Consider the following 25,601-nt stretch of genomic DNA (forward strand, 5'->3'; position numbering starts at 1 on the left):
GCGTTCGTCTTCGCTCAGCACCAGTTCCACCTTCGGTCGTCCCATCGCCATGCTGATGTCTCCCGTTCCGTTGACGTCAACATGCTACGTGAACATAGATCAGTTAACAACGGAACGGGATACTAGCTCATGACACAAGGTCACTATACGAGAACCGGGCGTTCGTTCGCCTTGCCCCATGCACCGACTTTGTTGTCGGCTACCTTGCGCAGCTGATTGTTGAGGCCACAGAAGAGGGCCGTCGGTTCAGAAAGTACGAATGCCTCCGCAACATTCGGCAGATAGTTCGCAACGCTCGAGAGATGACCGAACTATCGCCAAGCACCATGGAGTTGCTGTTTCGGCTCTACAAGTACTATATCTTCTCGGACAGGGAAGAAATTCAGTGGTGTGTGAGTACGTATCTGAAAGATCGAATGCTTGAGCCAGACCAAGTTGCATGGCTGATTTCAAATGCGTCCAGCTCAACACACCTAGTTAACCGGTTGCTTCGATACCCCAAACCGAATTCTGCGATTGTCGACTGGGCACAACGTGCGTTGGAACTAGAATTATTCCCCGAAAGAGCGGCAGAGTTGCTCAGTCTGCTGATTAACAATGATCTACCAGAGTCCGCCGGACACTTATCAGCGGAGACCGTTTTGTGGGCAATCTACTACTCTCGCGCCAACCTCTCTGATAAGTCCCGCCTCCTGCGGCACACTGTCACCCAGGCAAGCGCCGATGCGGCATTAACGATCGCCATGCGCTTGAGCCTGCCTGAGGTCGTCCGTCATATTGGCAGCATTGTGCCCCCGGACGCAGCGCGATAGACTCGCGCCTCCAGCCCTTGACGAATCGCGATGTACCTGACTGGTCGCCAACACCTGCCTGAATGAGTGCACGAAGAAGTTTGGCTCGTTCCCACAAGACGTTTTGCCTCCTGCGATAATCCGCTGATCAAGCAACGACGCCTACCCAATGAAATGGCCTTCCTTGGCACCAGGCGGACACCAATCGCGCGATGAACACGGAGAGTAACGCCCGCGATCCTGGAGCGTTCGTTTGGCGGCGCGATGAGCTCGGCATTCGCGGGCTTCTAAGTGCGGTTGCTACCACCACGGCGACAACCCTGGATGCTATCCGTGCGCTCGCTTGCGGACCCAAAGCGGTCGTTCATCTGGCGACGTGGTCAAGGACGGCAATGGGTCGATTGCCCACATTCGCATTGGCGATAACCGCACACGATTGGCATTCAAACTGAGCCCTTAAGGATGCGGCCACAAGTGGCCGTTCGTCGTCCGCGCGTAGAGCGCTAACGACCGTGTGCCATACAGCTTAAGAAAAGTTGCGGTCGGGGTATTTCCCACAATTGAAATAGTTCGGGATCGACCGGCCTTAGCGATTCGTAGGGTACAAATCGTCCAAATTACCGACCTGGAGCATCAGGCAAGGGCACGCACGTCCCTATACCTAACGGCCAATCCCCGACAATCCCCATTTCTGAGATGCCAGCCCGACTACACTGGTCTTGAAGCCTTGCTTCTCGTCATCGGGAGTAGAGCACAGTCCCCTTCGTACCGGTGGTCGAACGTGAGTCGTCTTGCCCAACAAGACACAGCGAAGGGGAGAAAGACGAGAAACCCAAGGCATCAAAGAAGCGCGGGCCGCATGGGCGGCAACCCATACGACCCGCTGACCACCACCAACTCAACACAGGAGTCGGCAATGGCTAACGCCAATAGTAAGTCACGTCCCAAGAAGCTCAAACAGTATCCCGAGGTTGAACTGATCCTCGACAACAAGCCTGACCTTCCGCAGCAGGGCCAGCCGTACATGCCATGGATGCGCGCGATCGACGCGCATTTCGAGATGTTCGGATTCCAACCGGGCGATCGCGTATATCTCGTGTTCAATTTCGATCTTCGGATCGTCACCATCAAACCTGATCGTGGCGCGCTGGACTGGCGAGAGCAGCCCTACGGCGCGGCCGCCCAAAAAAAGGAACAGGCATAAGCAGCAAGGGCCGCTTCGCGCGGCCCTTGCTGCTGGATTACTGTTTCCGCGCGAACACAACCGAGAGCAGGGGCTAATGCGAGCACAGCGTCCGTGTAGATGCTCACCTTTAACGATTGTCACGACCGCTGTACGCAGAGGAATCCGCACAACCGCAAACCCTAACCCGCCCGCACCTTCACGATCTTCCCCCGCTGCAACACAAATTCAACGCGCTCCCCCTGACCGGCAACCACCTCAATATCCTCAAGCGGATTCCCATCCAGCACGACCAGATCCGCGATCGCTCCCGCCGCAACCATCCCGAGCTGCCCCTGCATGTTGACGATCTCCGCCGCTACGGTCGTCGCCGACCTGAGCGCTTCCAGATTCCCGAGCACCTCCGCCCGGATCCTGAACTCCCCACACTGAAACGCGTGCATTTCCCCGAGCAGATCCGACCCGAACCCCATCTTCACGCCGGCGTTCGCATAGATTTCCAGCGACTCACGTCCCTTCTGTTGAACAGAAGCCACCTTTGCCACCGATTCGGGCGGCATCCCGAACTCCGCGCCGTGTTTGGCAAGCGCGTCATAAGTGACAAGCGTGGGCACTACAAACGCGCCATGCTCGTGCATCAGTCTCGCCGCCGCCTCATCCACGAGATTCCCATGCTCGATCGTCCTCACCCCACAGCGCACCGCCCGCGCAATCGCCCGCCCCGTATACGCATGCGCCATCACATAAGTATTCGCGGCCTCGGCTTCATCGACGATCGCCCGGATCTCATCCTCCGAATACTGCGTGTTTGCAATCGGATCGGTCGGCGAAGCCACACCACCTGACGCCATGATCTTGATCTGCGTCGCGCCTTTCTGAATTTCTTCTCGCACGGCAAGCCGCACACCTTCGACCCCGTCCACCACCCGAGCAATCGCCCCTGTCCTGAAACAGCACGAACAAGGCTCCAGCAAGTCCCCGCGAGGCCGAAAGTCCCCATGCCCGCCGGTCTGCGACAACGCCTTTCCCGACGGAAAAATCCGCGGCCCCGACACCAGCCCGGTTTCGACCGCCTGCATCAAACTCCAGTCCGCGCCGCCTGCATCGCGCACGCTGGTGAACCCGCGCGACAACATCGCATCGAGAATCGGCAACGACCGAATCGCGGCAAGAATATTCGGCTGCGTCGCATTCGCGCCGAGATTCGCATTCGAAGCCAGCACATGCACATGGCAATCGATGAACCCCGGCATCACGGTCTTGCCGCGCACGTCGATCACATGCGCATTCGGAAAATCCACCGGCCGATCGGTGACTTCGACAATCCTGTCGCCGTCGATCACGACATGATGATGGTCGAGCAGCACGCCCCGTTCGAGATCGAGTACGTTGCCGCCTTGAAGCACGGTAATGGTCATGGAGAGAGGTCCTTAGCGATTGACGGAAGCGGCCCGCTTTGCGTCCTTCACGAAGCGCGTTCCGATGAAGCTGACGGCCGCCGCGAGGGTCACGTAGAAGGCAGGGGCCATGTTGCTGCCGGTGCGGGCGATGAGCCACGTGATCAGGAACGGCGCGAAGCCGCCGAAGATCGTGACCGCGAAGTTGTAGGCGACGGACAGCCCGGTCGACAGCACCTTGGTCGGGAACAGTTCGGCGAACGCCGCGAGGATCGGCCCCGTGTAGGTCGCGATCAGCACGCCGAACACGGCCTGGAACACGATCAGCGACGTGAACCCGGGCGCATGGTTGATCCACGCGAACATCGGCCACGCGAGCACGAGGATGGCAAGCGCCGATCCGGACAGGAACACGCGCCGTCCCCACACGTCGGCAAGCCGGCCGACGATCGGCGAGCAGCACATGATCATCAGCCCGCCGACCATGCCGGCCGCGAAACCGGTCGATTGCGGCAGATGCAGCGTGCGCACGGAATAAGTCGGCATGTAGAAGAGCAGCACGTAGGTGCAGACGGTCCACAGAATGACCATCGAAAAGCTCGCGAACGTCTCACGCGGGTAGGTGGACAGCACTTCCTTCAGCGGCGAGCTCTCTTTCGCCTGCGCTTCGACGGCACTGAATGCGGGCGTCTCGTCGATATGGCTGCGGATGAAGTAGCCGACGGGCCCGACGATGATCCCGAGCAGGAACGGCAGTCGCCAGCCCCAGCTATGCAGCGCCTGCGCGTCGAGCGACGTCGTGACGAAGGTGCCGGTCGCGGCGCCGAGCAGCACGGCGAAGCCGATGCTCGACTGGATCCAGCTCGAGTAGTACGCGCGCTTCTCCGGCGGCGCGTATTCGGTGAGGAACGCGGTGGCGCCGCCCATCTCGCCGCCGGCCGAGAAACCTTGCAGCAGCCGCGCGACGACGATCAGCAGCGGCGCGGCGATACCGGCCTGTTCGTAGGTCGGCGCGAGCCCGATGAGCGCGGTGCCGGCTGCCATCATGAGGATGGTGAGCGACAGCGCGGCCTTGCGCCCGACCTTGTCGGCGTAGATGCCGAGCACGATGCCGCCGACGGGCCGCATGAAGAAGCCGACGCCGAACGTCGCGACGGTCAGCAGCACGGACGTCAGTTCGTTGCCGGTCGGAAAGAACAGTTTCGCGATGATGACCGCGAAGAAGCTGTAGACGGTGAAATCGAACCACTCGAGACCGTTGCCGATCACGGTCGCGACGATGGCGCGGCGACGCTGCTGCACGGCCGCATCGACGGCAGGCGCGGCGCGCGGGGAAAGCGTTCCTTGCATGGTCTCTTCCTTTGCCAGAAGACGGGACGGGTGCCCCGCGTGAACCCCATGCTAAGGACAGCGCGATTTTTTTCTGAAACGAAAGATTTGCATGCACGCATGCGCTGGACGCATGCGTCGCGTTCAGGGTAGGTCAGGGCGCCGTCTGCCGCTCCGCCTGTTCGAACAACCAGCGTGTGAACAGGCGTGCGGCCTGGTTCTGCGCGCGGTCGTTGGGCGAGATCACGTAGTAGCCGCCGCCGTGGCTCGCGGATGCGTCGGTCACGCGCACGAGCAGCCCGGCCTCGATGCATGCGTCGATCATGTAGCGCCAGCCGAGCGACACGCCCTGGCCGAGAATCGTCATCTGCACGATCTGCGGATACGAGTTGATCATGATGTCCTGCGGCTGCGCCTTTTGCCGGTCGACGTCGTTCTGGTCGAACCATTCGGACCACGACATCCACTGACGCTGCCCATCCTCGAGGCGCAGCAGCGTCTCGTTCGCGAGATCGGCCGCGTCGAGCGTGCGGCCGGCCAGGTACCCCGGTGCGCAGACGGGAAACACCTCCTCGTCGAACAGACGGCGCGCGGTGTATTCGGCGGGCGCCTGCTGGCGCACGTAGTAGACGCCCACGTCGAACTCCGCCGGCGACATCGACGCGAGCCCGTCGCGCACGATCAGCCGCAGCTTGATGTTCGGATACGCGGCGCGAAACGCGGGCAGGCGCGGCGTGAGCCACAGCAGCGCCACGCCGGACGAGCACGCGATCGTCAGTTCGAGATCGCCGTAGGGCTTCATCACGTCGTGGGTGGCTTCCGCGCATTGCGTGAGGAGATGGTGCACCTGCGCCGCGTATTGCTCGCCGGCGATCGTCAGCCGCAGCGAACGATGTTCGCGCACGAACAGCGAGCGGCCGAGGAATTCCTCGAGCTGCTGGATCTGCCGGCTGATCGCGCTTTGGGTCAGGTGCAACTCGGCGGCCGCGCGCGTGAAGCTCGCGTGCCGCACCGCGGCTTCGAACGCGACGAGGCACTGGAGGGGCGGCAGGGGCGTGATGCGCATGGCGGGCGTGGGGGTCGTGTGGCTCGCGACATCATAAGCGGGGATCGCGAGCGAATCGCAAACTCGCGCATGGGTGAAAGCCCGACCCTCGGGTTGTCGCCTGCCGCTTCAACGCGGGCTTTCGTCGAGCGTCTCGCTATCGTCGATGCGAAAAACGATCGGCCCTCGCGGATAGTTCTTGATATCCGGAGAGAAGTCGTACTTCCCCTCGCCGCAATAATATAAAAACGAAACGATCCAGATCGCGAAGGAGAAGATCAGGGAGAGGCGCCCCCAGATGAAGAAGGCCAGCAGGCCGAGCGCGGTAAGAATGGCGAAAAAGACGACGGCCTTGCGCCACGGCGTTCTGAGTTTCTGCCAGGTCTCCGGGTGAATGCCGGCGGCAATGAAGGTATTGCGATTGAAGCGCAGCCCCTGATGCGCGAGGCCGCACAGAATGGCGACGAGCAGGTCGTGACGATTCTTGAAGCCCGCGCAGCGAATGGCATCGTCGGCGTCGGTCGGGATGAGGTTCATGCGCAGCGTATAGGCCGCGACGGGTTCGCGCGTGGCGCGTCGCCAGAACTGGAAGTTCGCGGGGCTCCTGGTGACGCCGGACGCCGTGTTGTATTCGACGTCATAGGGTCGGTCGGGGTTGGCAACGGCTTCGCGCCATTCGACGCACCGTTCTTTCGGGATGGCAGCCGGTTCCGGGCGCGTGCCGAGGCCATAGCGAAAGCCGGTCGAGTCGACCTCGAACCAGGCGCCGGCATGTCTCGCGCCACGAATGAAAATCTTCAAGGCCCACGCGAGCACGCCCAGCAGCACGAGCCACAGGACGAACACGATGAAGCCTTTGTTGAAAAAGGAGCCGTCGTAAAACGGACTGACGAGCAACCCCGTGAACATCGTGCCGAACATCAGCGTCAGGCCGATATTGATCAGGTAGGTGGTGAACAGGTCGGGAACGCCTTCGCAGGCAGGGATGCTGCGCAGGTGCGCCGGCAGCGAGATGACGCGCGGCTGCGATTCCGCGTCCCCATCCGGTCGAGCCGATGCGCTGTCGAGTTCGGGCGAGGCGGAGTCGTCGGAAGGTGTCGTCATGGTGCGCGGATGAGGCGGTCGAGACCGGTTGGATTGGTCATATGGTAGTCGATCTGGCGGGCGTGTCTGCCCACTACCCGGAGGCCGGTAGACGGTAAAAAGCGATACGGCCGGCGCGGACTGAAAGGCGATCACAAGCCGAAAGGGCACTGTCGCGCTGCCGTATTCATGCGAAGATTGACCGCACAACACACTCGCCCGAGAACGACGTGACCCTATTCAATCCTGAGAGCAAACCGGACGCCGCCCATCCGCCGTGGATGCCCGTCGCGATGGCCGAACTCGGCATCCGCCGCCACCCACCCGGCAGCATCAACCCGCGCATCGTCGAATACAACAACCAGACGAACCTGGTCGGCTACGACGACAAGATTTCCTGGTGTTCGTCGTTCGTCAACTGGTGCATGAAGCACGCCGGCATTCGCGGCACGGGCTCCGCGCTCGCGCGTTCGTGGCTCGAATGGGGCCGCCCGTTGGAACGCCCCGTCTACGGCTGCATCGCGATCCTGACCCGCGACGACCCCACGAGCTGGAAAGGGCATGTCGGTTTCTACCTGCGTCACGACGATGAACAGGTGTATCTCTTCGGCGGCAACCAGCTGGAAGAAGTCCGTGAACTCGCGTACCCGTTGAACGAAGTGATCGGCTACCGCTGGCCCGACGCCGGATGATCACATCGCTGCAGCACACCCAACAACATTGGGTCCAAGCATTTGGCAACGCCATCTTGAAAGACTCGGCGCTAAAACTCACGAAGCCACGTGTTCCGTCGTTTCGGGAGGTTACCCCGTGCTCGCTTGTCACGCATGTCGGAACGATGCTCGCGATGACCATGTTTTGGTCAGGTCTTGCAAGCGCAGCACCGCAGTCCACTCTACGCCTTGCATTGCCTGGGGGAGCAGCAGTGATCTATAGCAATGCTGCGAACCCTCAGGCACCTTTGTCCAACCGATCTTGGAAGCGCGCGGTATTTGTGTTCCCGGATGGAACGACGTTCGGTCTGTTGCCGCGTACCGGCCAAACGAATACGGAAGGTACCGAGATTGAGCCGCCGAAGACCGCTGACATTTCGCCGTCCGGGCAATATGTTGTCATCGGGCGAGTGGAGACTGGAACAGTATGGCAAGGGCAAGGGAAACCCGAATCTGTCCTGAGCCGGGAATATTGCCCAGTCGTCGAGGTACGCACAGGGTGCATTACCTCAGATCAAACGGGTGAAATTTGCGGGCAAGGTTGGACTGCTGGTCAGCCTGCCCAATGGGGAACGGACGAGCAAACTTCCACGATGCTGAAGAGCGATCGTCCATCGGCAAGTAACGTCCTCCGCTACATCGAAGCAGGGCATCCGGCGGATTGGGTTCTTCGCGACGATTCTGGGGCCGACAATGTGCTTCGTTGTGACCCGTTATCGTCGAGTAACCGTGCATCCTATCGAAAGATAGCAGCAGCTTTGCGCACGAAAAGTGCAACGAGTGATGCACGTTTGATCGAAGCGGCGCTTTCGAAAGGCCTCGGCGGCTCTCTTGATACGCGAGAGTCGAAAGACGCGGATGCCGAACGCCGGACCGCTATCGTATCGGTCGCAAAAGCGACTCTGTTCACAGCCCCCGACGACGCGACCGCCAGTCGAGCCTATCTCGTCCAGAATGATGTCGTAACCGTACTGAAGCAATCTCCGGCTGGGTGTGCCTATGTGGACTACGTTAGCGCATCCGGTAAGCATGTGCTTCGTTGGATCAAAGCCGATCAGATCTCGATCAAGCAATGATGCAAGTTGCCACGCCCCGCTCGAGAATATGAGCTTCATTCAAGACTGTCGAAGTGAAATTTCGAACGGGTTGGAGCATTGAGCAGTTTCGGGAGCAGGTGTATCGCCTCAGTGGCAATCAACGGGAAGAAATACGCGAACTCGGCTACCCGTTGAACGAAGTGATCGGCTATCGTTGGCCCGACGCCGCATGACCACATAGCAACAGCACACGCAATACCACAAACATGACGAAACCAGCCGCTGCTAACCTGTCACACAACCGCATCAACCAGCAGCCGCGAGCATCCGCACCCACAAGGAGCCTGCAGTGCAAACCGGTCATCTCCGCCTCTACGCCGATACGCAATACGCGAGCCCTTACGCAATGTCGGTCTTCGTCGCGCTCGAGGAAAAAGCGCTGCCTTACGAACTGGTGACCGTCGATCTCGGCAACCGCGCGCATTTCGCGCCCGACTACGCGGCGACGTCGCTGACGCAACGCGTGCCGACGCTCGTGCACGACGATTTCGCGCTGTCGGAATCGTCGGCGATTACCGAGTATCTCGACGAGACCTTCCCGGGCACGCGGCTCTATCCGGTCGAGCCGCGCCAGCGCGCACGCGCACGACAGGTGCAGGCGTGGCTGCGCAGCGACCTGATGCCGGTTCGGACGGAGCGGTCGACCGAAGTGCTGTTCTACGGGCCGTCGAGCGAGCCGCTGTCGAGCTTGGCGCAGGCCGCCGCACAGAAGCTGTTCGCGGCTGCCGACAAGCTGCTCGCGCCGGGCGCGGCCAACCTGTTCGGCGAGTGGAGCATTGCCGATGTCGATCTGGCGGTGATGCTGAACCGTCTGGTGCTGAATGACGATCCGGTGCCGCAGCGCCTCGCCGACTATGCGCGTGCGCAGTGGGAGCGGGCGTCGGTGCAGCGCTGGGTGAAGCTGAAGCGGCCGCCGCTGTAAATCGCGGGGGCAGGGGGCGGCGGCGCGGTCGTTTGCGCCGCACGCCGATGCGTCGTATCGCGGTCCGCCCAGCCCACGTCGGGAGGCAGCATACCCGCGTGATGTCATTCCGCCCACCGACTCTGAGTGGGAGTGATTCCCGATGAAGAAAATATGTTTGGCTGTCGTGGTCATGGCCGCTTACAGCATCGGATGGGCGGCATCTCCGGGTGAGAGCTTGGTTAAAAGCTGCCTTCTGGCGCAGTCCGTTTCTCAGTCCGTCGCGATCGAGGGCATCAACACGCACGAGGTGTCACAAGAGGACGCCTACGCAGCCGGCTATAACGCAAGCTATCTCGTCAAACATGACCGTGTCGACGTCGGCTACGCGGAAGGGAAGTCGACGCAGGCGTTGATCTATTCTGGAAAACTCTACCGATTGCCCACTGCCATGCCCATTGGAAATAATGGCGGAATCAAGCCAGCGGCATTCAATCCCGCGCTGGCAGAGTGGAGCATCGCAAGAGAAGGCCGTCAGCGTTATCTATGTGTGAGCTTCAATTTTGACGGGCTTGGGAGAAGTGGGTCATTCCAGAATGTTCGTGGTGGATATCTCCTGGATTCGGTGAGTAGAGTGTTGTATTTCTTTGTTCGCAATGTGGATGGGTAATTTTTGTATTTTCCTTGGAGGAGAGATGAGGTTTTTGATTGTTTTTATTCTTTTCTTCGGGATTGGAAAGGTTTTTGCAGAGGATAAGTCGTCTTCCCAGTCTCTATCGGTTGTGTCGGGCGGAAAGACGCTTGTCTTTGTTTGTGATCGTGCACGATCGGAAGTCATGGTGTTTGATGGTGATGGAGCGGGAAAAGCGAGCGATTTGGTAGCGAATCAAAAATTGGATGATTCGGATAGTTGCAGTGGCGGTCTGTGGCTTGTGAACGAGCTAACCGGCACTGATACGAAGTTGGTCATGGTAAATCTCGGTAGGTCGGGGGTTAACGCCAAAATGAACGTTTATGCGGTTCGAGGCGGGGACGTGAAGTTTTCAGGGTATTTGCCGGTGGGAGCAGATTATGTGGGAGGGAGCCGGTATTCCTACGATTTTGACCAGGCAGATGGTCGGTGGCGGGATTTTTATGAGGTGTCTGACGGAAAAATCCGCTTGTCGAAAGAAATCTGGCTTGTGCAGTCTGGTGGGGTGTGTGTTGACAAAGCAGGAGGCGTAATGGATGGAGCGGAGTGTAAGGGGAAGACGATGCACGCCAGCGAAAATAGGCCGTTATGTGTCCTTTATGAAGGGCGAAATGGAAAAATTGCTCCAATTGAAGCGTGTTCACAGTTGATCGATCGCCCATGAGCGTGCCATTCCGCATGCACCCATAATTGGCATGCTAGAGTAGATCGGCTTTCCCCCTTTACCCCAATCCTCTCGAACCGCCATGAGCTATCTTCCCCAACTCGCCGCAGTCGGCGGCGTGATGTTGCTGGCGTGCGTCAGCCCCGGCCCCGACCTGATCGCCGTTTCGTCCCACGCACTCGGCAATCGCCGAGCGGGCCTACTGGCCGCGCTGGGCATCGCGTCGTCGCATGCGGTCTGGGCAGCGATGGCGATTTTCGGGCTCGGGCTGATCGTCGCGAAGCTTGCGTGGCTGTACGAGGCGATTCGCATCGCCGGTGCCGCGTACCTGATCTATCTGGGCATCAAGACGCTGTCGGGCCTGCGCCAGTCGGCACAGCAGGCTGAAGCCGCGAGCCAGCCGGTCATTCGCGGCGGCGTGCACGCCTACCGGAAAGGGCTGCTGGTCGGCCTGACCAACCCGAAAGCCGCGGCGTTCTTCGGCAGCCTGTTCGTCACGCTGCTGCCCGCGCATGCGCCGGCATGGGTGCATGGCGCGACGCTGGCCGTGGTCGTCGCCGTATCGGTGACGTGGTTCTGCACGATCGCCGTGCTGTTCTCGACGAACCGTGTGCAGACGGGCTACGCGAAACTGCGCAAGCCGATCGACGCGGTGATGGGGACGATCCTGCTGGGGCTCGGCGCAAAGCTGGCACTCGACCGATAACGCTGTAATGAATGTGCTTGGCCCGATCCTCATCGGGCTCCTGCTGGCTGCCGGCGTGTTCGTTTCGATCCGGTTCTGGCACAAGCCGATCACGCGTATCGCCACCGTTATCGCAGGGCTGGGCATTGCGTGGGCGGCGGTTTATCTGATCGCGTTGTCGTCGGTTCAATGTCTGGGATCGTGTGGGTGAAGAGCGGGGCGCCGGCAAGTGTGAACAGCCGACCGGCCCAGCCAATGACGATCACTCCCCAGCCGCTGCCTCGATCGCGTCCGTGTCCCACTTCCCGCGTCGCGTGGCCTCGGCCAGCATACCCAGCGTCAGCGGGTAGCGCTTTGGCGGTCGGAGCCGCTTCACGAATAGCCCAATGAGTGACGACAGCAGTTCCTGACCTTCCGGGCCAAAGTAGCGTCGGTACGGGAACCCTTCGGCGTCGACGTTGAATGTCTCGGCCCACTTGTCGATGAACTCGACCCCGTCGAGGCCAGTGACGCCGAGATCCTCCTCAAGCCGTGATTCGGGCTGAAGGTTCAGCTTGCCGCCGAACAACGGCCGGCCAAGCTCCTGACGGGTAAAGGCTTCGAAACGTTCCCAGGTATCGTCTTTCATGGCTCAGAGCACTCGATCTTCGGGCTTCACGAGCCGGTTGCAGGTCGTCACGGTGTTGCGCATGATCAGGAAGGCATCGCGAGCCAGAAACACCTCGCCTACGACGGGAATCGTCCGGCCGACCCATGCGCCGAGGCGGTGGGTGAAGGCGATCCGAATACCGGACAACCCCACGCCCATGATCATCGGCAGGCGAAACGGTCGTGTCTGCGGGAACGGCTTGCGGGCCGCAAGCGAGGCGACGGAGGTGCCCGGTGTAGCCCCGGCGGACTTGCCGGGGACAGGGACGTCAGCCTGACCGAGCAGCATTGCCGACGCGGCTGCCAGATCGTCCAGGCCCAGCTGCTTGCGCGTCTCGTCGAACGTCACCAGGGCAAAGACGTCGACGGGCCGTAGATTCTGCTAAGTGCCGTAGGTGTACCGGTTTTCACTCATTCATTGTTCTCCTGATCCGGCAAGGGCGCTGCTCTCTCAGCGTGTGCCTCTTGCGAGGGCGATACTTTAACGCATCGCCTGCAACAGCCCGGCCGGCGCCATATCGTGATCCCGCTCAGTTCTTCGCCACAGCCTCCACCTCCGGCCCACCCGCCGCCTCATTCCTGCTCCACCCACCCCCAAGCGACCGATACAGCGCCACCGCCGCCAGCGCATGCTCGCGCTTGACCTGATTCAGCGAATCCGAATCCCGCAGATACACCTCCTGCGCGGACAGCACATCCAGAAAATCCGTCGCGCCACCCTTGTAGAGCTGATTCGCCAACCCGAGCGCCTTGTCCGACGCAGCAAGCGCGCTACCCAGCTTCCGCGTCGCCTCATCGGAACTGACGAGATTCGCGCGCGCGTCCTCGACTTCGCGCAGCGCTTGCAGCATCGTCTGCCGTAACCCGAGTTCCGACTCCCGCATCCGGCTTTCGCTCTGCGAGATATCGGCGGTAATTCGCCCCGCGTTGAAGATCGGGCTCGTCGCACTCAACGCCGCGCTGAACAGGTTATCGGTCAACGTCGGCAACCCAAGATACGAAGCCGCCAGAATCCCGTCCGTCAGGTTCAACGAGAACTTCGGATACCGCTCGGCCTTCGCCACGCCCACTTGCGCCGCACGCCGCTCGACTTGCGCATAAGCCGTCAGCACATCGGGCCGCCGTAACAACGCCTGCGAGGGCAGTGTTCCCGGCGCGCCAACCGGCGGCGCCGGAATCTCCCCGGCCTGCGCCAGCAAGAGCCGATCGACCGATTCCGGCGTGCGCCCCGAATACACGGCGATCAGATTGAGCTGATGCGCAATCTGCGCCTGCGTCGGCGGAATCCGCGCTTCGAGCGCGTCGAGCTGGTTCTGCGCACGCGTGACGTCAAGCTCAGTCGACAGCCCGAACGCCTGCCGCTTGCGCGTGAGTTCGAGCGCATGCTGCCGGATCTTGGCGTTGTCCTGCAGGATCTTCAATTCCTGCTGCGCCCAGCGCAGATCGACATACGCGGAAGCCGCATCCGCCGCGAGCGCGAGACGCATCGCATCTTCCGCATGCTTCTGCCCGACGAGCTCGGCCTGCGCGGCGAGCAGATCGAGCCGTTCGCCGCCGAACACGTCGGGCGACCAGCTCAGCGCGAGTCCCGCACCGGCCTGTCGCACATAGCCAAGCGGTGGCGGCGTGTTCTGGCGCGCGTCGGCCGCATGCGCGGTCGCGTCGAGTTCGGGCAGCAGCACCGCGCGCTTCTGCACGGTCAGCGCCTGCGCCTGCTTCACGCGTTCGGCGGCTGCCTGCAGATCGAGGTTGCCGTCGAGCACGGTGGCGATCAGCCGGTCGAGCACGGGATCGTGGAATTGCGCCCACCACGCGGCGGCGTCGATGTCCGCGCGCGGCACATCGGTATCCCAACCATCCGGCGCGAGCGTGCGAACCGAATCCTGAAGCGCCGGATGCTGCGCGGGCTGCACCGCGCATCCTGCGGCGAGTGCGCTGACGGCGAGGGCGACGAGAAATTTTTTCATGATGGCGATGACCTCAACCTCAGTGCGCGTCCGGCGGCGGCGCGTTCAGGGAAATGGGTTTGGAGAAGACGACAGCGAGCAGCGCGACGACGAAGCACAGCGACAACGCGTAGTACGCATCCGCATAGGTAAGCGTCAACGCTTCGCGATAGATCAGGTGGTGCAGGTTCGCGAGCCCGGCTTGCGCGGTATCCAGCGTATTGCCGGCCACCGACGACCAGTACGCGGCCTGGCGATCGAGCAGCGATGCGATCTGCGGCTGGCCGGCGCTCACGTGCTCGTTCAGACGCAGGTAATGAAAATTCAGCCGGTCGTTGAGCATCGTCGCGCTCACCGCGATGCCGATTGCCCCGCCGAGATTGCGCATCAGGTTGAACAGGCCGCTGGCCGATTTCAGGCGCGACTGCGGCAGCGAGCCGAGCGCCATCGTCACGATCGGCGGCACGCTGAACTGCTGGCCGATGCCACGCAGCGCCTGCGGCAGCAGCAGTTCGCGCCAGCCCCAGTCGTGCGTGATGGGCGTGTACAGGTAGCAGCCGAGGCCGAAGCAGATCAGCCCGAACACGAGCAGCGCGCGCAGGCTGAAATAGCGCGCGGCGAACGCATACGCACCGAGCGCGACCAGCTGGAACGCGCCGACCGACAGCAGCGCCATGCCGATCTGCAGCGAGCTGAACGCGCGCACCTGCGCAAGAAACAGCGGCGTCAGGAACACGGTCACGAAGATCCCGATGCCGGTCACGAACGACAGCAGGCTGCCGATCCCGAAGTTGCGCACGGCGAGCGCGCGCAGGTCGACGACCGGATCCTTCGCGGTCAGCGCATGCACGATGAACAGGAAACCGCAGATGCCGGATATCCACGCGCAGATCACGATCACGTCGTCGCCGAACCAGTTCTTGCGCGGGCCTTCCTCCAGCACGTATTCGAGGCAGCCGAGGAAGCCCGACATCAGCACGATGCCGAGATAGTCGCCGCGCTTGATGAGGCTGAGGTCGGGTTCGTCGATGTGCACGTAGCGCGGCACGAGTGCGGCCACCGCGATGCCCGGCACGAGGTTCAGGTAGAACAGCCAGTGCCACGACCATTGATCGGTGATCCAGCCGCCGATCACGGGGCCGATCGCCGGCGCGAGCGATGCGAGCGCGCCGATAGTCGTCGACGCGATCAGCCGCTGCTTGCCGGGGAACAGCACGAACGCGGTGGTGAACACGGTCGGGATCATCGCGGCGCCGAGCGCGCCCTGCAGCCCGCGAAACAGGATCATCGAGTTGATGTCCCACGCGAGCCCGCACAGCATGCTCGTGATCGTGAAGCCGACGGCCGACGCGACGAACAGCCAGCGCGTCGACATCACCTTCGACAGCCAGCCGGACATCGGGATCACGATGATCTCGGCGATCAGGTAGGCGGTCTGCACCCACGACAATTCATCCTGGCTGGCAGAGAGGCCGCCGCCGATGTCGCGCAGCGACGACGCGACGATCTGGATGTCGAGCGTCGCCATGAAGAAGCCGACGCACATCAGCGCGAACGCGAATACGCGCTGCTTCGTCGGTTGCGACGCCGGGTCGCCGGAAAACGCGGTGGTCATCGTCGTCTCCCGTTCAGCTCGCGCGGCCGGTATGCACGGTCACGACGGCGGACAGGCCGGGGCGCAGCACATGGTCGAGGCCCGGCTGCGGATCGAGATGCACACGCACGGGCACGCGCTGGACGATCTTCGTGAAGTTGCCGGTCGCGTTCTCGGGCGGCAGCACGCTGAAGGTCGCGCCCGTGGCGGGCGCGAGGCTGTCGACGCGACCGTGCAGGCGCGTGCTCGACGCATCGAGCGACACGTCGACGCGATCGCCCGCGTGCATCTTGCGCAACTGGTCTTCCTTGAAGTTCGCGTCGATCCATAGCCCGGAAGCCGGCACGACCGTCAGCAGCGGCACGCCGACGTTCGCGAGCATCCCGACGCGGCCCGTGCGGTTGCCGACGTAGCCGTCGACCGGCGAGCGGATCGTCGTGTATTCGACGTTGAGCGCGGCGACGCGCTGCGCGGCAAGTGCGGTGTTCACGCGGGCTTGCGCATCGGCGAGCTGCGCGCCGAGCACGTCGAGCTGCCGCTTCGACGCGAGCAGCGCGGCGTCGCTGCGCTCGACGGCGGCGCCGGCCTTCGAGTAATCGGCGTCCGCGCGTTCGACGATCTGGTTCGACACGGCGTCGGATTTCACGAGCTCGCGGTAGCGCACGCGATCCGATGCGGCACGCGTGAGCTCGGCCGACGACGCGTTCTTGTCGGCTGCCTGCTGGCCGATCACCGCGTATTGCAACTGCTGCTTCGCCGCGAGTTCGGTCACGGCGGAGCGCGCGCTGTCGACTTCGGCGCTGGCCTGCGCGAGCTTCGCGTCGTAGTCGCGCGCATCGACCTGCACGAGCACGTCGCCGGCCTTCACGCGCTGGTTGTCGGTCACGAGGATCTTGTCGACGAAGCCGTTGACCTTCGGCGCGAGCACCGTCACGTCGCCGCCGACATACGCATCGTCGGTGCTCTCCTGGAAACGCAGCACGAACAGCCAGTCAAGCGCGGCGGCGGCAACGACGATGACGACGGCACCCACCGCGATGCGCATCCACGGCACGCGGCGCTGTTGCTTCGCGGGCCGGTCGAGTGTGGCTGCTTCACGGGATGAGGCAGCGGCTTGGGTCGTTTCCATCGATTCACCTATGTATATGCACTTATCAAGTCGATCGACGAAGTGTCGTCGATCGGGGAAGGGGCTAGCGTTCCGGCAGGTTGTGCGTGATCCGAAACAATTCGTCTCTCAGGCGGGCCGCCTGCGTCGGCCCGAACCGCTGCTCGAACGCTTCCTGCGCGGCGAGCCAGTGCACCTGCGCGTCGGCGACCTTCGTTTCACCGTGCGCGGTCAGCGCGAACGTCTGGCGGCGGCACGGCGGCTCGATCCGGCCCGCCACCAGCGCCGCGCCGACGAGCGGCTTGAGCGCGCGCAGCAGCGCGGTGCGTTCGATCACCAGCACGGCCGACAGCGTCGCCATCGTCAGGCCCGGCCGGTCGCGCAGCAGCGCGAGAATGCTGTATTGCGACGGCGTCACGCCCGCCCGCGACAGATACCGCTCGTAGAACTGCGAGATCCGGCGGGCGGCTTGCCGGACCGCGAAGCAATCGTCATCGGTGAGCGTCGTCTTGTGCATGTACACATGTTAGGGGGCAATACGGCGCGAAGCGAGCGGCGGGGCGGGATCAGATTGTTGTCATGGCTGTACCAATCGGCGTCAGGCCGCCGCCGGCACGATCCAGCCTTCGCGGTCGCAGTAGGCGGCCGTGTAGTCGATGAACGCCTTGACCTTCGCGGGCAGCAGCACGCGGTTCGCGTAGGCGAGCTTGATCTCGACGAACGCGTCGACGAGATCGGCGTTCGGCAGCAACTGCACGAGCGCGCCCGATGCGAGTTCGGCCTGAACGAGCGTTTTCGGCACGACGCCGATCCCGAAGTCGTGCATCACCATCTCGCGATTGAAGACGGGGCTGTTCGACGAGATGTCGAAGCGAAACGGCACGGTCAGCAGGTCGCCATCGACGCGGAACGACAGCGCGGGCCGGCGCAGCGACGGCGACATCGGCACGAACGGATGGTCGGCGAGATCGGCTGGCGCGGCCGGGTGCGGATGGGTGCGCAGGTAGGCGGGCGTCGCGACGATCACGAGCGGGATCCGCTCGACCAGCCGCACGACGGTCGATTCGTTCGTCAGCATGTACGGCACGACGATGGCGATGTCGTAGCCTTCGCCGACGAGATCGATGGGCCGCTCGGTCAGCGTCACGTCGAGGCGCACCTTCGGGTGCGCGGCCTTGAAGCCGGCGATCAGCGGCACCAGCCGGTTCAGCGTGGCCGTCGTGTGCGCGACGAGCCGCAGCAGGCCTTCGGGCTCGCGTGTCGGCGCCTGCGCTTCCGCTTCGAGCGAGTCGAGTTCGTCGAGCACGGCCGCGCAGCGCTCGTAGATGCGCTCGGCCGTTTCGGTCAACGACACCTGGCGCGTGGTCCGGTGCAGCAGCCGGCTGCCGAAACGCGCTTCCAGATCCGCGACCGCACGCGACACGACAGGCCGCGCGAGGCCGTGCATGTCGGCGGCGCGCGTGAAGCTGCGCATCTCCACCACCGACCGGAAAATCCGCAGCTTGTCGATGTAGTCCATGTCCGTCTCCTTGACGCGAGGGCCGGCCACCGGCCTTGTTACGGCGGAGTGTACATTGACTTTATGCATATGCACATATAAATTGCCAAGCATGAACGACACTTCGATTGCCCAGGCGTGCAACTGCCTCGCGCTGCGTCAGGCGGCGCGCTTCGTCACGCAACTGTACGAACGCCATCTGGCTCCGGTTGGCGTCACGCCCGCCCAGTTCTCGATCATGGCGAACCTGACGCGCACGCCCGGCCTGCTGATGAGCGAACTCGCCGATGCGCTCGTGATGGATCGCACGACGCTGCTGCGCGCACTGAAGCCGCTGCAGCGCGACGGCTTCGTCGCGACGGCCGCGTCCGAGCATGATGCGCGCGCGCATGCGCTGAGCCTCACGAAGCTGGGCGAGCGCACGTTCGCGCAGGCGTTGGTCGCATGGCAGGCCGCGCAGGACGAATTCGAGACGCAGTTCGGCCGCGACCGCGCGAAGGCGTTGCGCGACGAACTGTTCAGTGTGACCGCGGAACGCTAGACGGCGCGGCGGCAAACTGGAGCGGAATTCGAGCCATTGCCCACTTCGGTGGCGCTCAAGAGCGGAAATTGGTTTTTGAAAATGTCCGGATCGATGGCGATCTGGACAGTTTTTATTTCCAGTTGTAGAGTCCCCTGACGGATTTCACGGGCCGGCGCCGCCGGCACGCGTCAGAGGAGCCACCGATGCTGCAGTTGAGTGACCGCGACAGCGCGATGCTGCGCGGGGATTTCGGCGAGGGCGTCGCGCGCGCGATGCGGATCGTCGCGCGCACGGCGCAAGTGATGTCCGCGCCGCACCTGATCGACATCACGTCCGCGCATATCGACGGCTGTCTGTACCACGGCCAGACCAGCCTCGACTTCGTCGAGTATTTCGTCGACACCGGCGCGAAGGTCGCGGTACCGACCACGCTGAACGTCGGGTCGCTCGACCTGATCCATCCCGAGCTGTACCACGGCGACCGCACGATCCAGCGCGACGCGCAGCGCCTGATGGATGCGCATCTGCAGCTCGGCTGCGAATCGAGCTTCACGTGCGCGCCGTACCAGCTGAAGAACCGTCCCGCGAAAGGCGAGCAGATCGCCTGGGCCGAATCGAACGCGATCGTGTTCGCGAACTCGGTGCTCGGCGCGCGGACGAGCCGGTACGGCGATTTTCTTGACCTGGCCGCGGCGATCACCGGGCGTGCACCGTATGCGGGGCTGCATGTCGAAGCGAACCGTGCCGCACGGATTGTGTTCAACGCGCCGGACTTCAGCCACCTGCCGTCGCGCGACATCTATTTCGCCGCGCTTGGGCTGCTGATCGGCAGGATCGCGGGCGCGGTCGTGCCGGCGATCGTCGGGCTGCCGGCGGACACCACCGAAGACGAACTCAAGGCGCTGGGCGCGGCCGCCGCGTCGAGCGGTGCCGTCGCGTTGTTCCATGCGGTCGGCGTGACCCCCGAGGCGCCCACGCTCGATGCCGCGTTGCACGGGCAAGCGGCGCAACGCACGGTCGACGTCACGATGGCCGATCTCGACGCGATTCGTCACACGCTGAACCACGGCGCGGCCGGCGACGCGCTCGTCGCGGTGGCGCTCGGCACGCCGCATTTCTCGCTGGCCGAATTTCGCACGCTCGATACCTTGCTCGATGCATTCGACGGCAAGCCGGCCTGCGATTTCTACGTGAACACGAGCCGGTTCATCCTGTGGGAACTGGAGGAGGCCGGCCTCGCGGAGAAATTCGCTGCGCGCGGCATTCAGATCGTCGTCGATACCTGTACGTACATCACGCCGGTGATGAAGCAACTGTCGGGGCTCGTGATGACCAATTCGGGGAAATGGGCGTCGTATGCGCCCGCGAACATCGGCGTGACGGTCGCGTACGGCAGCATGCGCGAATGCGTGCGTTCGGCATATGAAGGAAAGGTGCGATTCGATGACTGAAGCGACGGGCAAGCTGTTGACGGGCGATACGCTCGTGCCGGGCAGCGCATGCGCGCGGCCGTTCGTGCTCGACAAGCCGCTCAGCTTCTGGGGCGGTTACGACTCCGGCGCGGGAAAGATCGTCGATCGCGGACATCCGCAGGCCGGCGCGAGCCTCGCCGGCAAGGTGATGGTGATGCCGCACGCGAAGGGCTCGAGCTCGAGCAGCAGCGTGCTTGCGGAAGCCGTGCGCAACGGCACGGGGCCGGTCGGGATCGTGCTGAAGGAGCGCGACCTGATCATCTCGATCGGCGCGATCGTGGCCGCCGAACTGTATGCGATCGCGGTGCCGGTGGTGTGCGTGACCGATGACGTGTACGACGCGATCGTCGCCGCGGCCGGCGACGTGCGGATCGAAGCGGCCGAGGGTGACGGCGGTGCGAGGATTTGCGTCGGCCACTGACGCGTTGCGTGCTTGTCGAGTCAGATGATGTGAACGTGCGGTGTATCTTCGTTCGCGAGCGACAGCGCGTGTCTTGCGGCATTCATTTCGCGCTTGCCGCCGGGCTGCCTGAGTCGCCGGATCTCGGGCCATATGACGATGCCGAACACGGTACGCAGGATCGTGCTCAGCGCGAAGAAACTGACCCCGGCCACACCGAACCACACGGACGCGTCCAGCGCCCCCTCCGTGCTACGTCTCAACGCGGACACCATGACGATCGTGAGGGGCATGGCGATCATCGAGACGACATCGATGCGGGCTGCGGCACCTTTCGCTGTGCGAACGAGATACACCGAGCCGTCGGTTACGTTCCGGATACCGAAGATGGCACGGCGATCCTGACTTTGGGCGTACGCGACATCCAGCCGGTCGCCCGCGACGACGAACAGGCTGTGCGTGCTGTTCGTCCTGAGCGTGAGCGGCGCGTCGAACGTGTCGAGCTGCAGCGTGATTTCCTGGACGCTTTGCGTGGACGGGCCCAGGTTGACGCTCCAGAACTTCGTACCGATCCTCTTCTGGCTCACGGACGTCACGCAGCCGGATGCGATCTGCATGGTGCGATCGCTCATGCGTTGCTCCGTTATGGGGCGGGAGAGTGCGCCGGTGGGCGCCGCTTGGGCGTGGGAATGATCATACCGATGAAGTCGCGGGCGGGGGCGTCGTGCCGTTCGCGGTTTCCCCATTACTCGCGTGCGGCACCCGCGGCGGCCTCCCGGTAAGCGCTCGGCGTCTGCCCGGCCCAGCGCCGGAACGCGCGCGTGAAATTCGCCGGATCGGTGAATTGCAGCCGCTCGGCGATGGTTTTCAGGTCGAGATCCGACGCGGCGAGCAACTGCTTCGCGTCGCGAAACCGCGCTTCGTCGAGCAATTGCCGATAGCCCGAACCGGCTTCCTCCAGCCGGCGCCGCAGCGTGCGCGTCGACACGAGCAGCGCATCGGCGAGCGTCTCCGGCCCCGGGTAGGCGCCGGCCCCGCGTGCCAGCTCCGCGCGCACGCGTTCGACGAGATCGCCTTCCTCCTGGCGCACCTGCGCATACTCGCGCTCCACCTGCACGAGCGCCTGCCGGTGCGCGACTTCGTCGGCGAGCGGCAGCGGCCAATCGAGCACGTCGCGCGCGATCCACAGCGCGTTGGCGGCGCAGCCGAATTCGACCGGCGGCAACTGGCCGCGATAGCGGGCGAAATAGGGCGGCTCCGGCCACGCGAATTGCAGCTTGATCGGCGGCGACGCGCGCCCGGCCCATTGCGAGATGTTCTGCGCGAGCCCGGTCAACACGAACTCGAACATCACGTGATGCTGCAGCACGGGGCTGGCCTGCACGCCGTGCAGTTCGAGCGTCGCGCCGCGTGCGTCTTCCTCGTAGGTCAGCCGATATTGGCGGTTGCGCATCCGGAAGTAGCGCTGCGTGACGGACAGCGCCTCGCGGATGTCCCGCGCGGTCAGCGTCGCGTAGCCGAGAAAGCCGTGCACGGTCGGCTTCAACAGCAGCCCGAACGCGAGCCCGATGCCCGGATCGCCGCCGATCTCGATCGCATTGAGCACGAGCCGCCCCCATTGCGAAGGCGCGACGCGCGCGTCCGGTTCGGCCAGCACCGCGTCGCGCAGGCCCGTGCCGGCGCGCACGGCGGCCAGGTCGACGCCGCGCGCGGCCAGCGCCTGCAGCAGCAGGCGCGTATAGGCGACCGGAATCGTCGGCCGGCGCAGCCCGAGGCGGTCCTTGGCGAGAGGGGAAGTCATGTCGTTTTGGCCGGAAATGACAAGCATTATGGCTGTTTGCCCCCTCACGTTCAAGGCGGCGCGCGCCTACGATGTCACGCATCGCTCATTGGCACGCATTGGCACGAACATCATGACCACGACCTTTCCCCATCTGCTCGCCCCGCTCGATCTCGGCTTCACGACGCTGAAGAACCGCGTGCTGATGGGCTCGATGCACACGGGCCTCGAGGACAGCCGCAAGACGCTGCCGCGGCTCGCCGAATATTTCGCCGAACGCGCCCGCGGCGGCGTCGGCCTGATCGTGACGGGCGGCTTCGCGCCGAACGTGGCCGGCTGGACCAAGCCGTTCGGCGGCACGCTGATGACGTCGGCCGCCGCGCGGCGGCATCGTCAGATCACGGAGGCCGTGCACGCGGAAGACGGCAAGATCGCGCTGCAGATCCTGCATACGGGCCGCTACGGTTATCACCCGTTCGCGGTCGCGCCGTCGAAGATCAAGTCGCCGATCTCGCCGTTCGCGCCGCACGAACTGAGCGCGGGCGGCGTCGAGCGGCAGATCCGCGCGTTCGTCCGCTGCGCGAAGCTCGCGCGTGAGGCCGGGTATGACGGCGTCGAGATCATGGGCTCCGAGGGCTACCTGATCAACCAGTTCATCTCGATGCATACGAACAAGCGCACCGACCAGTGGGGCGGTTCGTACGAGAACCGCATCCGGCTGCCGATCGAGATCATCGAGCGCACGCGCGAAGCGGTCGGCCGCGACTTCATCCTGATCTACCGGCTGTCGATGCTCGACCTGATTCCGGACGGCAGCGACTGGAGCGAAACCGTGCAGCTCGCGAAGGCCGTCGAGCGCGCGGGCGCAACGATCATCAACACGGGGATCGGCTGGCACGAGGCGCGCGTGCCGACGATCGCGACGTCGGTGCCGCGCGGCGCGTTCGCGTGGGTGACGAAGAAGATGAAGGGCGAGGTCGGCATTCCGCTCGTGACCACCAACCGGATCAACCGTCCCGAAGTGGCCGAGCAGATCCTCGCGGACGGCTGCGCGGACATGGTGTCGATGGCGCGCCCGCTGCTCGCGGATGCGGAGTTCGTGGTCAAGGCCGCGCAGGGCCGTGCCGACGAGATCAATACCTGTATCGGCTGCAACCAGGCGTGTCTCGATCATGCGTTCAAGAACAAGATCGCGTCGTGCCTGCTGAATCCGCGCGCATGCCACGAGACGGAGCTGAAATACACGCCCGCCGCGCAACCGAAGCGCATCGCGGTGGTCGGCGCGGGGCCGGCCGGGCTCGCATGCTCGACCGTGCTCGCGCAGCGCGGCCATCAGGTCGACCTGTTCGACGGTGCGGCCGAGATCGGCGGCCAGTTCAACATGGCGAAGCGGATTCCGGGCAAGGAAGAGTTTCACGAAGCGCTGAGCTACTTCGGCCGCCAGGTCGAGCTGACCGGCGTGAACCTGCACCTGAACCGCCGCGTCGACGCGAGCGACCTGATCGCGGGCAGCTACGACGAGATCGTGCTCGCGACCGGCGTCGCGCCGCGCGACCCGAAGATTCCGGGGCAGGACGGGCCGAACGTGCTCAGCTACATCGACGTGCTCGCGGGCAGGCAGCCGGTCGGCCGGCGTGTCGTGGTGGTCGGCGCGGGCGGGATCGGCTTCGATGTCGCCGAGTATCTGGTGCAGGAGGGTGAATCGCCGGCGCTCGATCTGGACGAGTGGAAGGCCGAGTGGGGCGTGACCGACCCGGCCGCGACGCGTGGCGGCGTGACGCGTGCGCAGGTGACGGCGCCGGCGCGAGACGTGACGCTGCTGCAGCGCAAGGCCGCGCCGCTCGGCAAGGGGCTCGGCAAGACGACCGGCTGGATTCACCGCGCGACGCTGAAGATGAAGCAGGTGAAGATGATCGGCGGCGTGAACTATGAACTGATCGACGCGCGCGGCTTGCACGTGTCGTACGGCGAGCAGCGTACCGATCACGAGCTGATCGAGGCCGACACGATCGTGCTCTGCACGGGGCAGGAGCCGCAGCGCGCGCTGCTCGCGCCGCTGCAGGCGGCCGGGCGCTCGGTGCACCTGATCGGCGGCGCGGAACTGGCCGCCGAACTCGACGCGAAGCGCGCGATCGATCAGGGCTCACGGCTCGCGGCGCGGTTGTAACGGGTGGCTGCTGCGGCGTTCGTGACGATGTTCGTCGCTTGACGGCGCGACGAACCACAATTTGCCATCTGATCCGCCGGTCCGCCGGTCCGCCGGTCCGCCGATACGCCGATACGCCGATACGCCGATACGCCGATACGCCGATACGCCGATACGCCGATACGCCGATACGCCGATACGCCGATACGCCGATACGCCGATACGCCGATGCGCCGATGCGCCGATACGCCGATACGCGCGCGCATGTGGCCAATGTAGCGGGTGTCCCGCGCCACCACGCAACGTGGCGGCACGATCCCGGCAAGCGCGAGCGGCCGGCGTCGGCGCCGTTCAGGCCGCTTCGGCCCGTTCTTCCTCTTCCGCGTCGAGCATTGCCTTGACGATCAGGTAGATGGCCGGCAGGTCGTCATCGTCGCGGCGCCAGTCGACCGGCTCCTCGACGTCCGCGGCGACCAGGCGGCTGTCGCGCAGCCGGATGAACGCGTCGACGACGGCCGGCTCGTTGCGGTTCAGGAAGCCGGCATTCGAGAATGCCAGCTCTTCGACGTTCAGCAGCGCCTGCCAGCTCATCGTGCGGACGGCCGCAGGATGGGTGCGGCGCCGCAGGCCGAGCGCCCGCTGCGCGGGGCCGCCGGCGACACGCTGCAGATCGACGACCGCCCGCTGTGCGGCGCGTTCGAAGTGGACGGGGTTGAAGCCGGGTTGCTCGGGATCGAATGCGGATGCCTGGAACATGGTCGCCTCACAAAGGTCCGTCCGTCTGTGATGACGGAATTCGGGTCAAATGGTGCAAAAGCACTGTAAATATATACAGTGTTTGGCGCGGTTTCAAGCCCCGGATGAAGGATTTTGTGCGATGGCCATCGACGCGGGCGGCCGCACCGGG

At 63.9% G+C, this 25,601-nt stretch carries 27 protein-coding genes and 1 pseudogene; 13 read left to right on the forward strand and 15 right to left on the reverse strand.

Annotated elements, in window-relative coordinates:
* The first annotated feature begins 302 nt into the window (after positions 1-302).
* Complete coding sequence (locus QZM67_RS20205; RefSeq protein WP_301806106.1) at positions 303-812, forward strand: hypothetical protein; 510 nt, start codon at positions 303-305, stop codon at positions 810-812.
* 895 nt (positions 813-1,707) lie between these two features.
* Positions 1,708-1,995, forward strand: a complete 288-nt coding sequence (locus QZM67_RS20210; RefSeq protein WP_301806107.1) for a hypothetical protein — start codon at positions 1,708-1,710, stop codon at positions 1,993-1,995.
* Positions 1,996-2,156: 161 nt separating this feature from the next.
* Here QZM67_RS20210 and QZM67_RS20215 read toward each other — a convergent pair whose 3' ends face one another.
* The 4 genes from QZM67_RS20215 to QZM67_RS20230 form a co-directional block, all read right to left on the reverse strand.
* Positions 2,157-3,392 carry an amidohydrolase family protein gene (locus QZM67_RS20215; RefSeq protein ID WP_301806108.1) on the reverse strand — a complete coding sequence of 412 codons (1,236 nt, stop codon included), beginning with the start codon at positions 3,390-3,392 and terminating at the stop codon, positions 2,157-2,159.
* A gap of 12 nt (positions 3,393-3,404) precedes the next feature.
* Positions 3,405-4,721: an MFS transporter gene (locus QZM67_RS20220; protein ID WP_301806109.1), complete on the reverse strand. Its 1,317-nt coding sequence runs from the start codon at positions 4,719-4,721 to the stop codon at positions 3,405-3,407.
* A 133-nt stretch (positions 4,722-4,854) separates the two neighbouring features.
* The gene (locus tag QZM67_RS20225; protein ID WP_301806110.1) at positions 4,855-5,766 is read right to left on the reverse strand and encodes a LysR substrate-binding domain-containing protein; all 912 of its coding nucleotides are present in this window, start codon (positions 5,764-5,766) and stop codon (positions 4,855-4,857) included.
* A 108-nt stretch (positions 5,767-5,874) separates the two neighbouring features.
* Complete coding sequence (locus QZM67_RS20230) at positions 5,875-6,849, reverse strand: hypothetical protein (protein ID WP_301806113.1); 975 nt, start codon at positions 6,847-6,849, stop codon at positions 5,875-5,877.
* Between the two features lie 260 nt (positions 6,850-7,109).
* Here QZM67_RS20230 and QZM67_RS20235 point away from each other — a divergent pair, with 260 nt between their 5' ends.
* From QZM67_RS20235 to QZM67_RS20265, 7 genes are all read left to right on the forward strand, one after another.
* On the forward strand, positions 7,110-7,520 hold the full coding sequence (locus tag QZM67_RS20235) for a TIGR02594 family protein (RefSeq protein WP_301806436.1): 411 nt from the start codon (positions 7,110-7,112) through the stop codon (positions 7,518-7,520).
* Complete coding sequence (locus QZM67_RS20240) at positions 7,517-8,617, forward strand: hypothetical protein (RefSeq protein ID WP_301806114.1); 1,101 nt, start codon at positions 7,517-7,519, stop codon at positions 8,615-8,617. Before QZM67_RS20235 ends, QZM67_RS20240 begins: the two co-directional genes overlap by 4 nt.
* A 310-nt stretch (positions 8,618-8,927) precedes the next feature.
* Positions 8,928-9,560 (forward strand): glutathione transferase, encoded by a 633-nt coding sequence (gene yfcF, locus QZM67_RS20245; RefSeq protein WP_301806115.1) that lies wholly within the window; start codon positions 8,928-8,930, stop codon positions 9,558-9,560.
* A gap of 142 nt (positions 9,561-9,702) precedes the next feature.
* Positions 9,703-10,209: a hypothetical protein gene (locus QZM67_RS20250; protein WP_301806117.1), complete on the forward strand. Its 507-nt coding sequence runs from the start codon at positions 9,703-9,705 to the stop codon at positions 10,207-10,209.
* A gap of 25 nt (positions 10,210-10,234) precedes the next feature.
* Entirely contained in the window at positions 10,235-10,894 is a 660-nt protein-coding gene (locus tag QZM67_RS20255) for a hypothetical protein (RefSeq protein ID WP_301806118.1), read from the forward strand.
* An 82-nt stretch (positions 10,895-10,976) separates the two neighbouring features.
* Positions 10,977-11,600, forward strand: a complete 624-nt coding sequence (locus QZM67_RS20260; RefSeq protein ID WP_043177994.1) for a LysE family transporter — start codon at positions 10,977-10,979, stop codon at positions 11,598-11,600.
* 7 nt (positions 11,601-11,607) lie between these two features.
* The gene (locus QZM67_RS20265; protein WP_175024929.1) at positions 11,608-11,790 is read left to right on the forward strand and encodes a hypothetical protein; all 183 of its coding nucleotides are present in this window, start codon (positions 11,608-11,610) and stop codon (positions 11,788-11,790) included.
* A gap of 51 nt (positions 11,791-11,841) precedes the next feature.
* Here QZM67_RS20265 and QZM67_RS20270 read toward each other — a convergent pair whose 3' ends face one another.
* From QZM67_RS20270 to QZM67_RS20300, 7 genes and pseudogenes are all read right to left on the reverse strand, one after another.
* On the reverse strand, positions 11,842-12,207 hold the full coding sequence (locus QZM67_RS20270) for a DUF1493 family protein (protein WP_301806119.1): 366 nt from the start codon (positions 12,205-12,207) through the stop codon (positions 11,842-11,844).
* Positions 12,208-12,210: 3 nt separating this feature from the next.
* Positions 12,211-12,642 (reverse strand): annotated as a pseudogene (locus QZM67_RS20275) (STM2901 family protein).
* A gap of 115 nt (positions 12,643-12,757) precedes the next feature.
* A complete protein-coding gene (locus QZM67_RS20280; protein WP_301806124.1) occupies positions 12,758-14,194 on the reverse strand; it encodes an efflux transporter outer membrane subunit in 1,437 nt (478 codons plus the stop codon).
* Between the two features lie 19 nt (positions 14,195-14,213).
* Entirely contained in the window at positions 14,214-15,788 is a 1,575-nt protein-coding gene (locus QZM67_RS20285; RefSeq protein WP_301806126.1) for a DHA2 family efflux MFS transporter permease subunit, read from the reverse strand.
* A gap of 13 nt (positions 15,789-15,801) precedes the next feature.
* Positions 15,802-16,896, reverse strand: a complete 1,095-nt coding sequence (locus tag QZM67_RS20290) for an HlyD family secretion protein (RefSeq protein ID WP_301806127.1) — start codon at positions 16,894-16,896, stop codon at positions 15,802-15,804.
* A 64-nt stretch (positions 16,897-16,960) separates the two neighbouring features.
* A complete protein-coding gene (locus tag QZM67_RS20295; RefSeq protein ID WP_301806129.1) occupies positions 16,961-17,392 on the reverse strand; it encodes a MarR family winged helix-turn-helix transcriptional regulator in 432 nt (143 codons plus the stop codon).
* 81 nt (positions 17,393-17,473) lie between these two features.
* Positions 17,474-18,394, reverse strand: a complete 921-nt coding sequence (locus QZM67_RS20300; protein ID WP_301806131.1) for a LysR family transcriptional regulator — start codon at positions 18,392-18,394, stop codon at positions 17,474-17,476.
* 91 nt (positions 18,395-18,485) lie between these two features.
* On the opposite strand from QZM67_RS20300, the gene QZM67_RS20305 reads away from it, so the two are divergent.
* From QZM67_RS20305 to QZM67_RS20315, 3 genes are all read left to right on the forward strand, one after another.
* Positions 18,486-18,914, forward strand: coding sequence for a MarR family winged helix-turn-helix transcriptional regulator (locus tag QZM67_RS20305; protein ID WP_175024922.1), 429 nt, complete (start codon positions 18,486-18,488; stop codon positions 18,912-18,914).
* 185 nt (positions 18,915-19,099) lie between these two features.
* A complete protein-coding gene (locus QZM67_RS20310; RefSeq protein WP_301806133.1) occupies positions 19,100-20,347 on the forward strand; it encodes an aconitase X in 1,248 nt (415 codons plus the stop codon).
* The gene (locus tag QZM67_RS20315; protein WP_175024920.1) at positions 20,340-20,789 is read left to right on the forward strand and encodes a DUF126 domain-containing protein; all 450 of its coding nucleotides are present in this window, start codon (positions 20,340-20,342) and stop codon (positions 20,787-20,789) included. The genes QZM67_RS20310 and QZM67_RS20315 overlap by 8 nt, the downstream gene beginning before the upstream one ends.
* Positions 20,790-20,809: 20 nt before the next feature.
* Here QZM67_RS20315 and QZM67_RS20320 read toward each other — a convergent pair whose 3' ends face one another.
* Together QZM67_RS20320 and QZM67_RS20325 are read right to left on the reverse strand one after the other, a co-directional pair.
* Positions 20,810-21,400 (reverse strand): hypothetical protein, encoded by a 591-nt coding sequence (locus QZM67_RS20320; RefSeq protein WP_301806135.1) that lies wholly within the window; start codon positions 21,398-21,400, stop codon positions 20,810-20,812.
* A 113-nt stretch (positions 21,401-21,513) separates the two neighbouring features.
* Complete coding sequence (locus QZM67_RS20325; protein ID WP_301806136.1) at positions 21,514-22,596, reverse strand: AraC family transcriptional regulator; 1,083 nt, start codon at positions 22,594-22,596, stop codon at positions 21,514-21,516.
* 85 nt (positions 22,597-22,681) lie between these two features.
* Between QZM67_RS20325 and QZM67_RS20330 the strand changes: the two genes are divergently transcribed.
* A complete protein-coding gene (locus QZM67_RS20330; RefSeq protein WP_301806155.1) occupies positions 22,682-24,715 on the forward strand; it encodes an NADPH-dependent 2,4-dienoyl-CoA reductase in 2,034 nt (677 codons plus the stop codon).
* Here QZM67_RS20330 and QZM67_RS20335 read toward each other — a convergent pair.
* Both QZM67_RS20335 and QZM67_RS20340 read right to left on the reverse strand, forming a co-directional pair.
* The gene (locus QZM67_RS20335) at positions 24,685-24,990 is read right to left on the reverse strand and encodes a hypothetical protein (protein ID WP_301806157.1); all 306 of its coding nucleotides are present in this window, start codon (positions 24,988-24,990) and stop codon (positions 24,685-24,687) included. The genes QZM67_RS20330 and QZM67_RS20335 overlap by 31 nt on opposite strands.
* A gap of 55 nt (positions 24,991-25,045) precedes the next feature.
* On the reverse strand, positions 25,046-25,450 hold the full coding sequence (locus tag QZM67_RS20340; protein ID WP_011355927.1) for a DUF2471 family protein: 405 nt from the start codon (positions 25,448-25,450) through the stop codon (positions 25,046-25,048).
* Positions 25,451-25,601: the final 151 nt, after the last annotated feature.

This window comes from Burkholderia sp. AU45251 (assembly GCF_030482905.1).
Classification (GTDB): Bacteria; Pseudomonadota; Gammaproteobacteria; order Burkholderiales; family Burkholderiaceae; genus Burkholderia; species Burkholderia aenigmatica.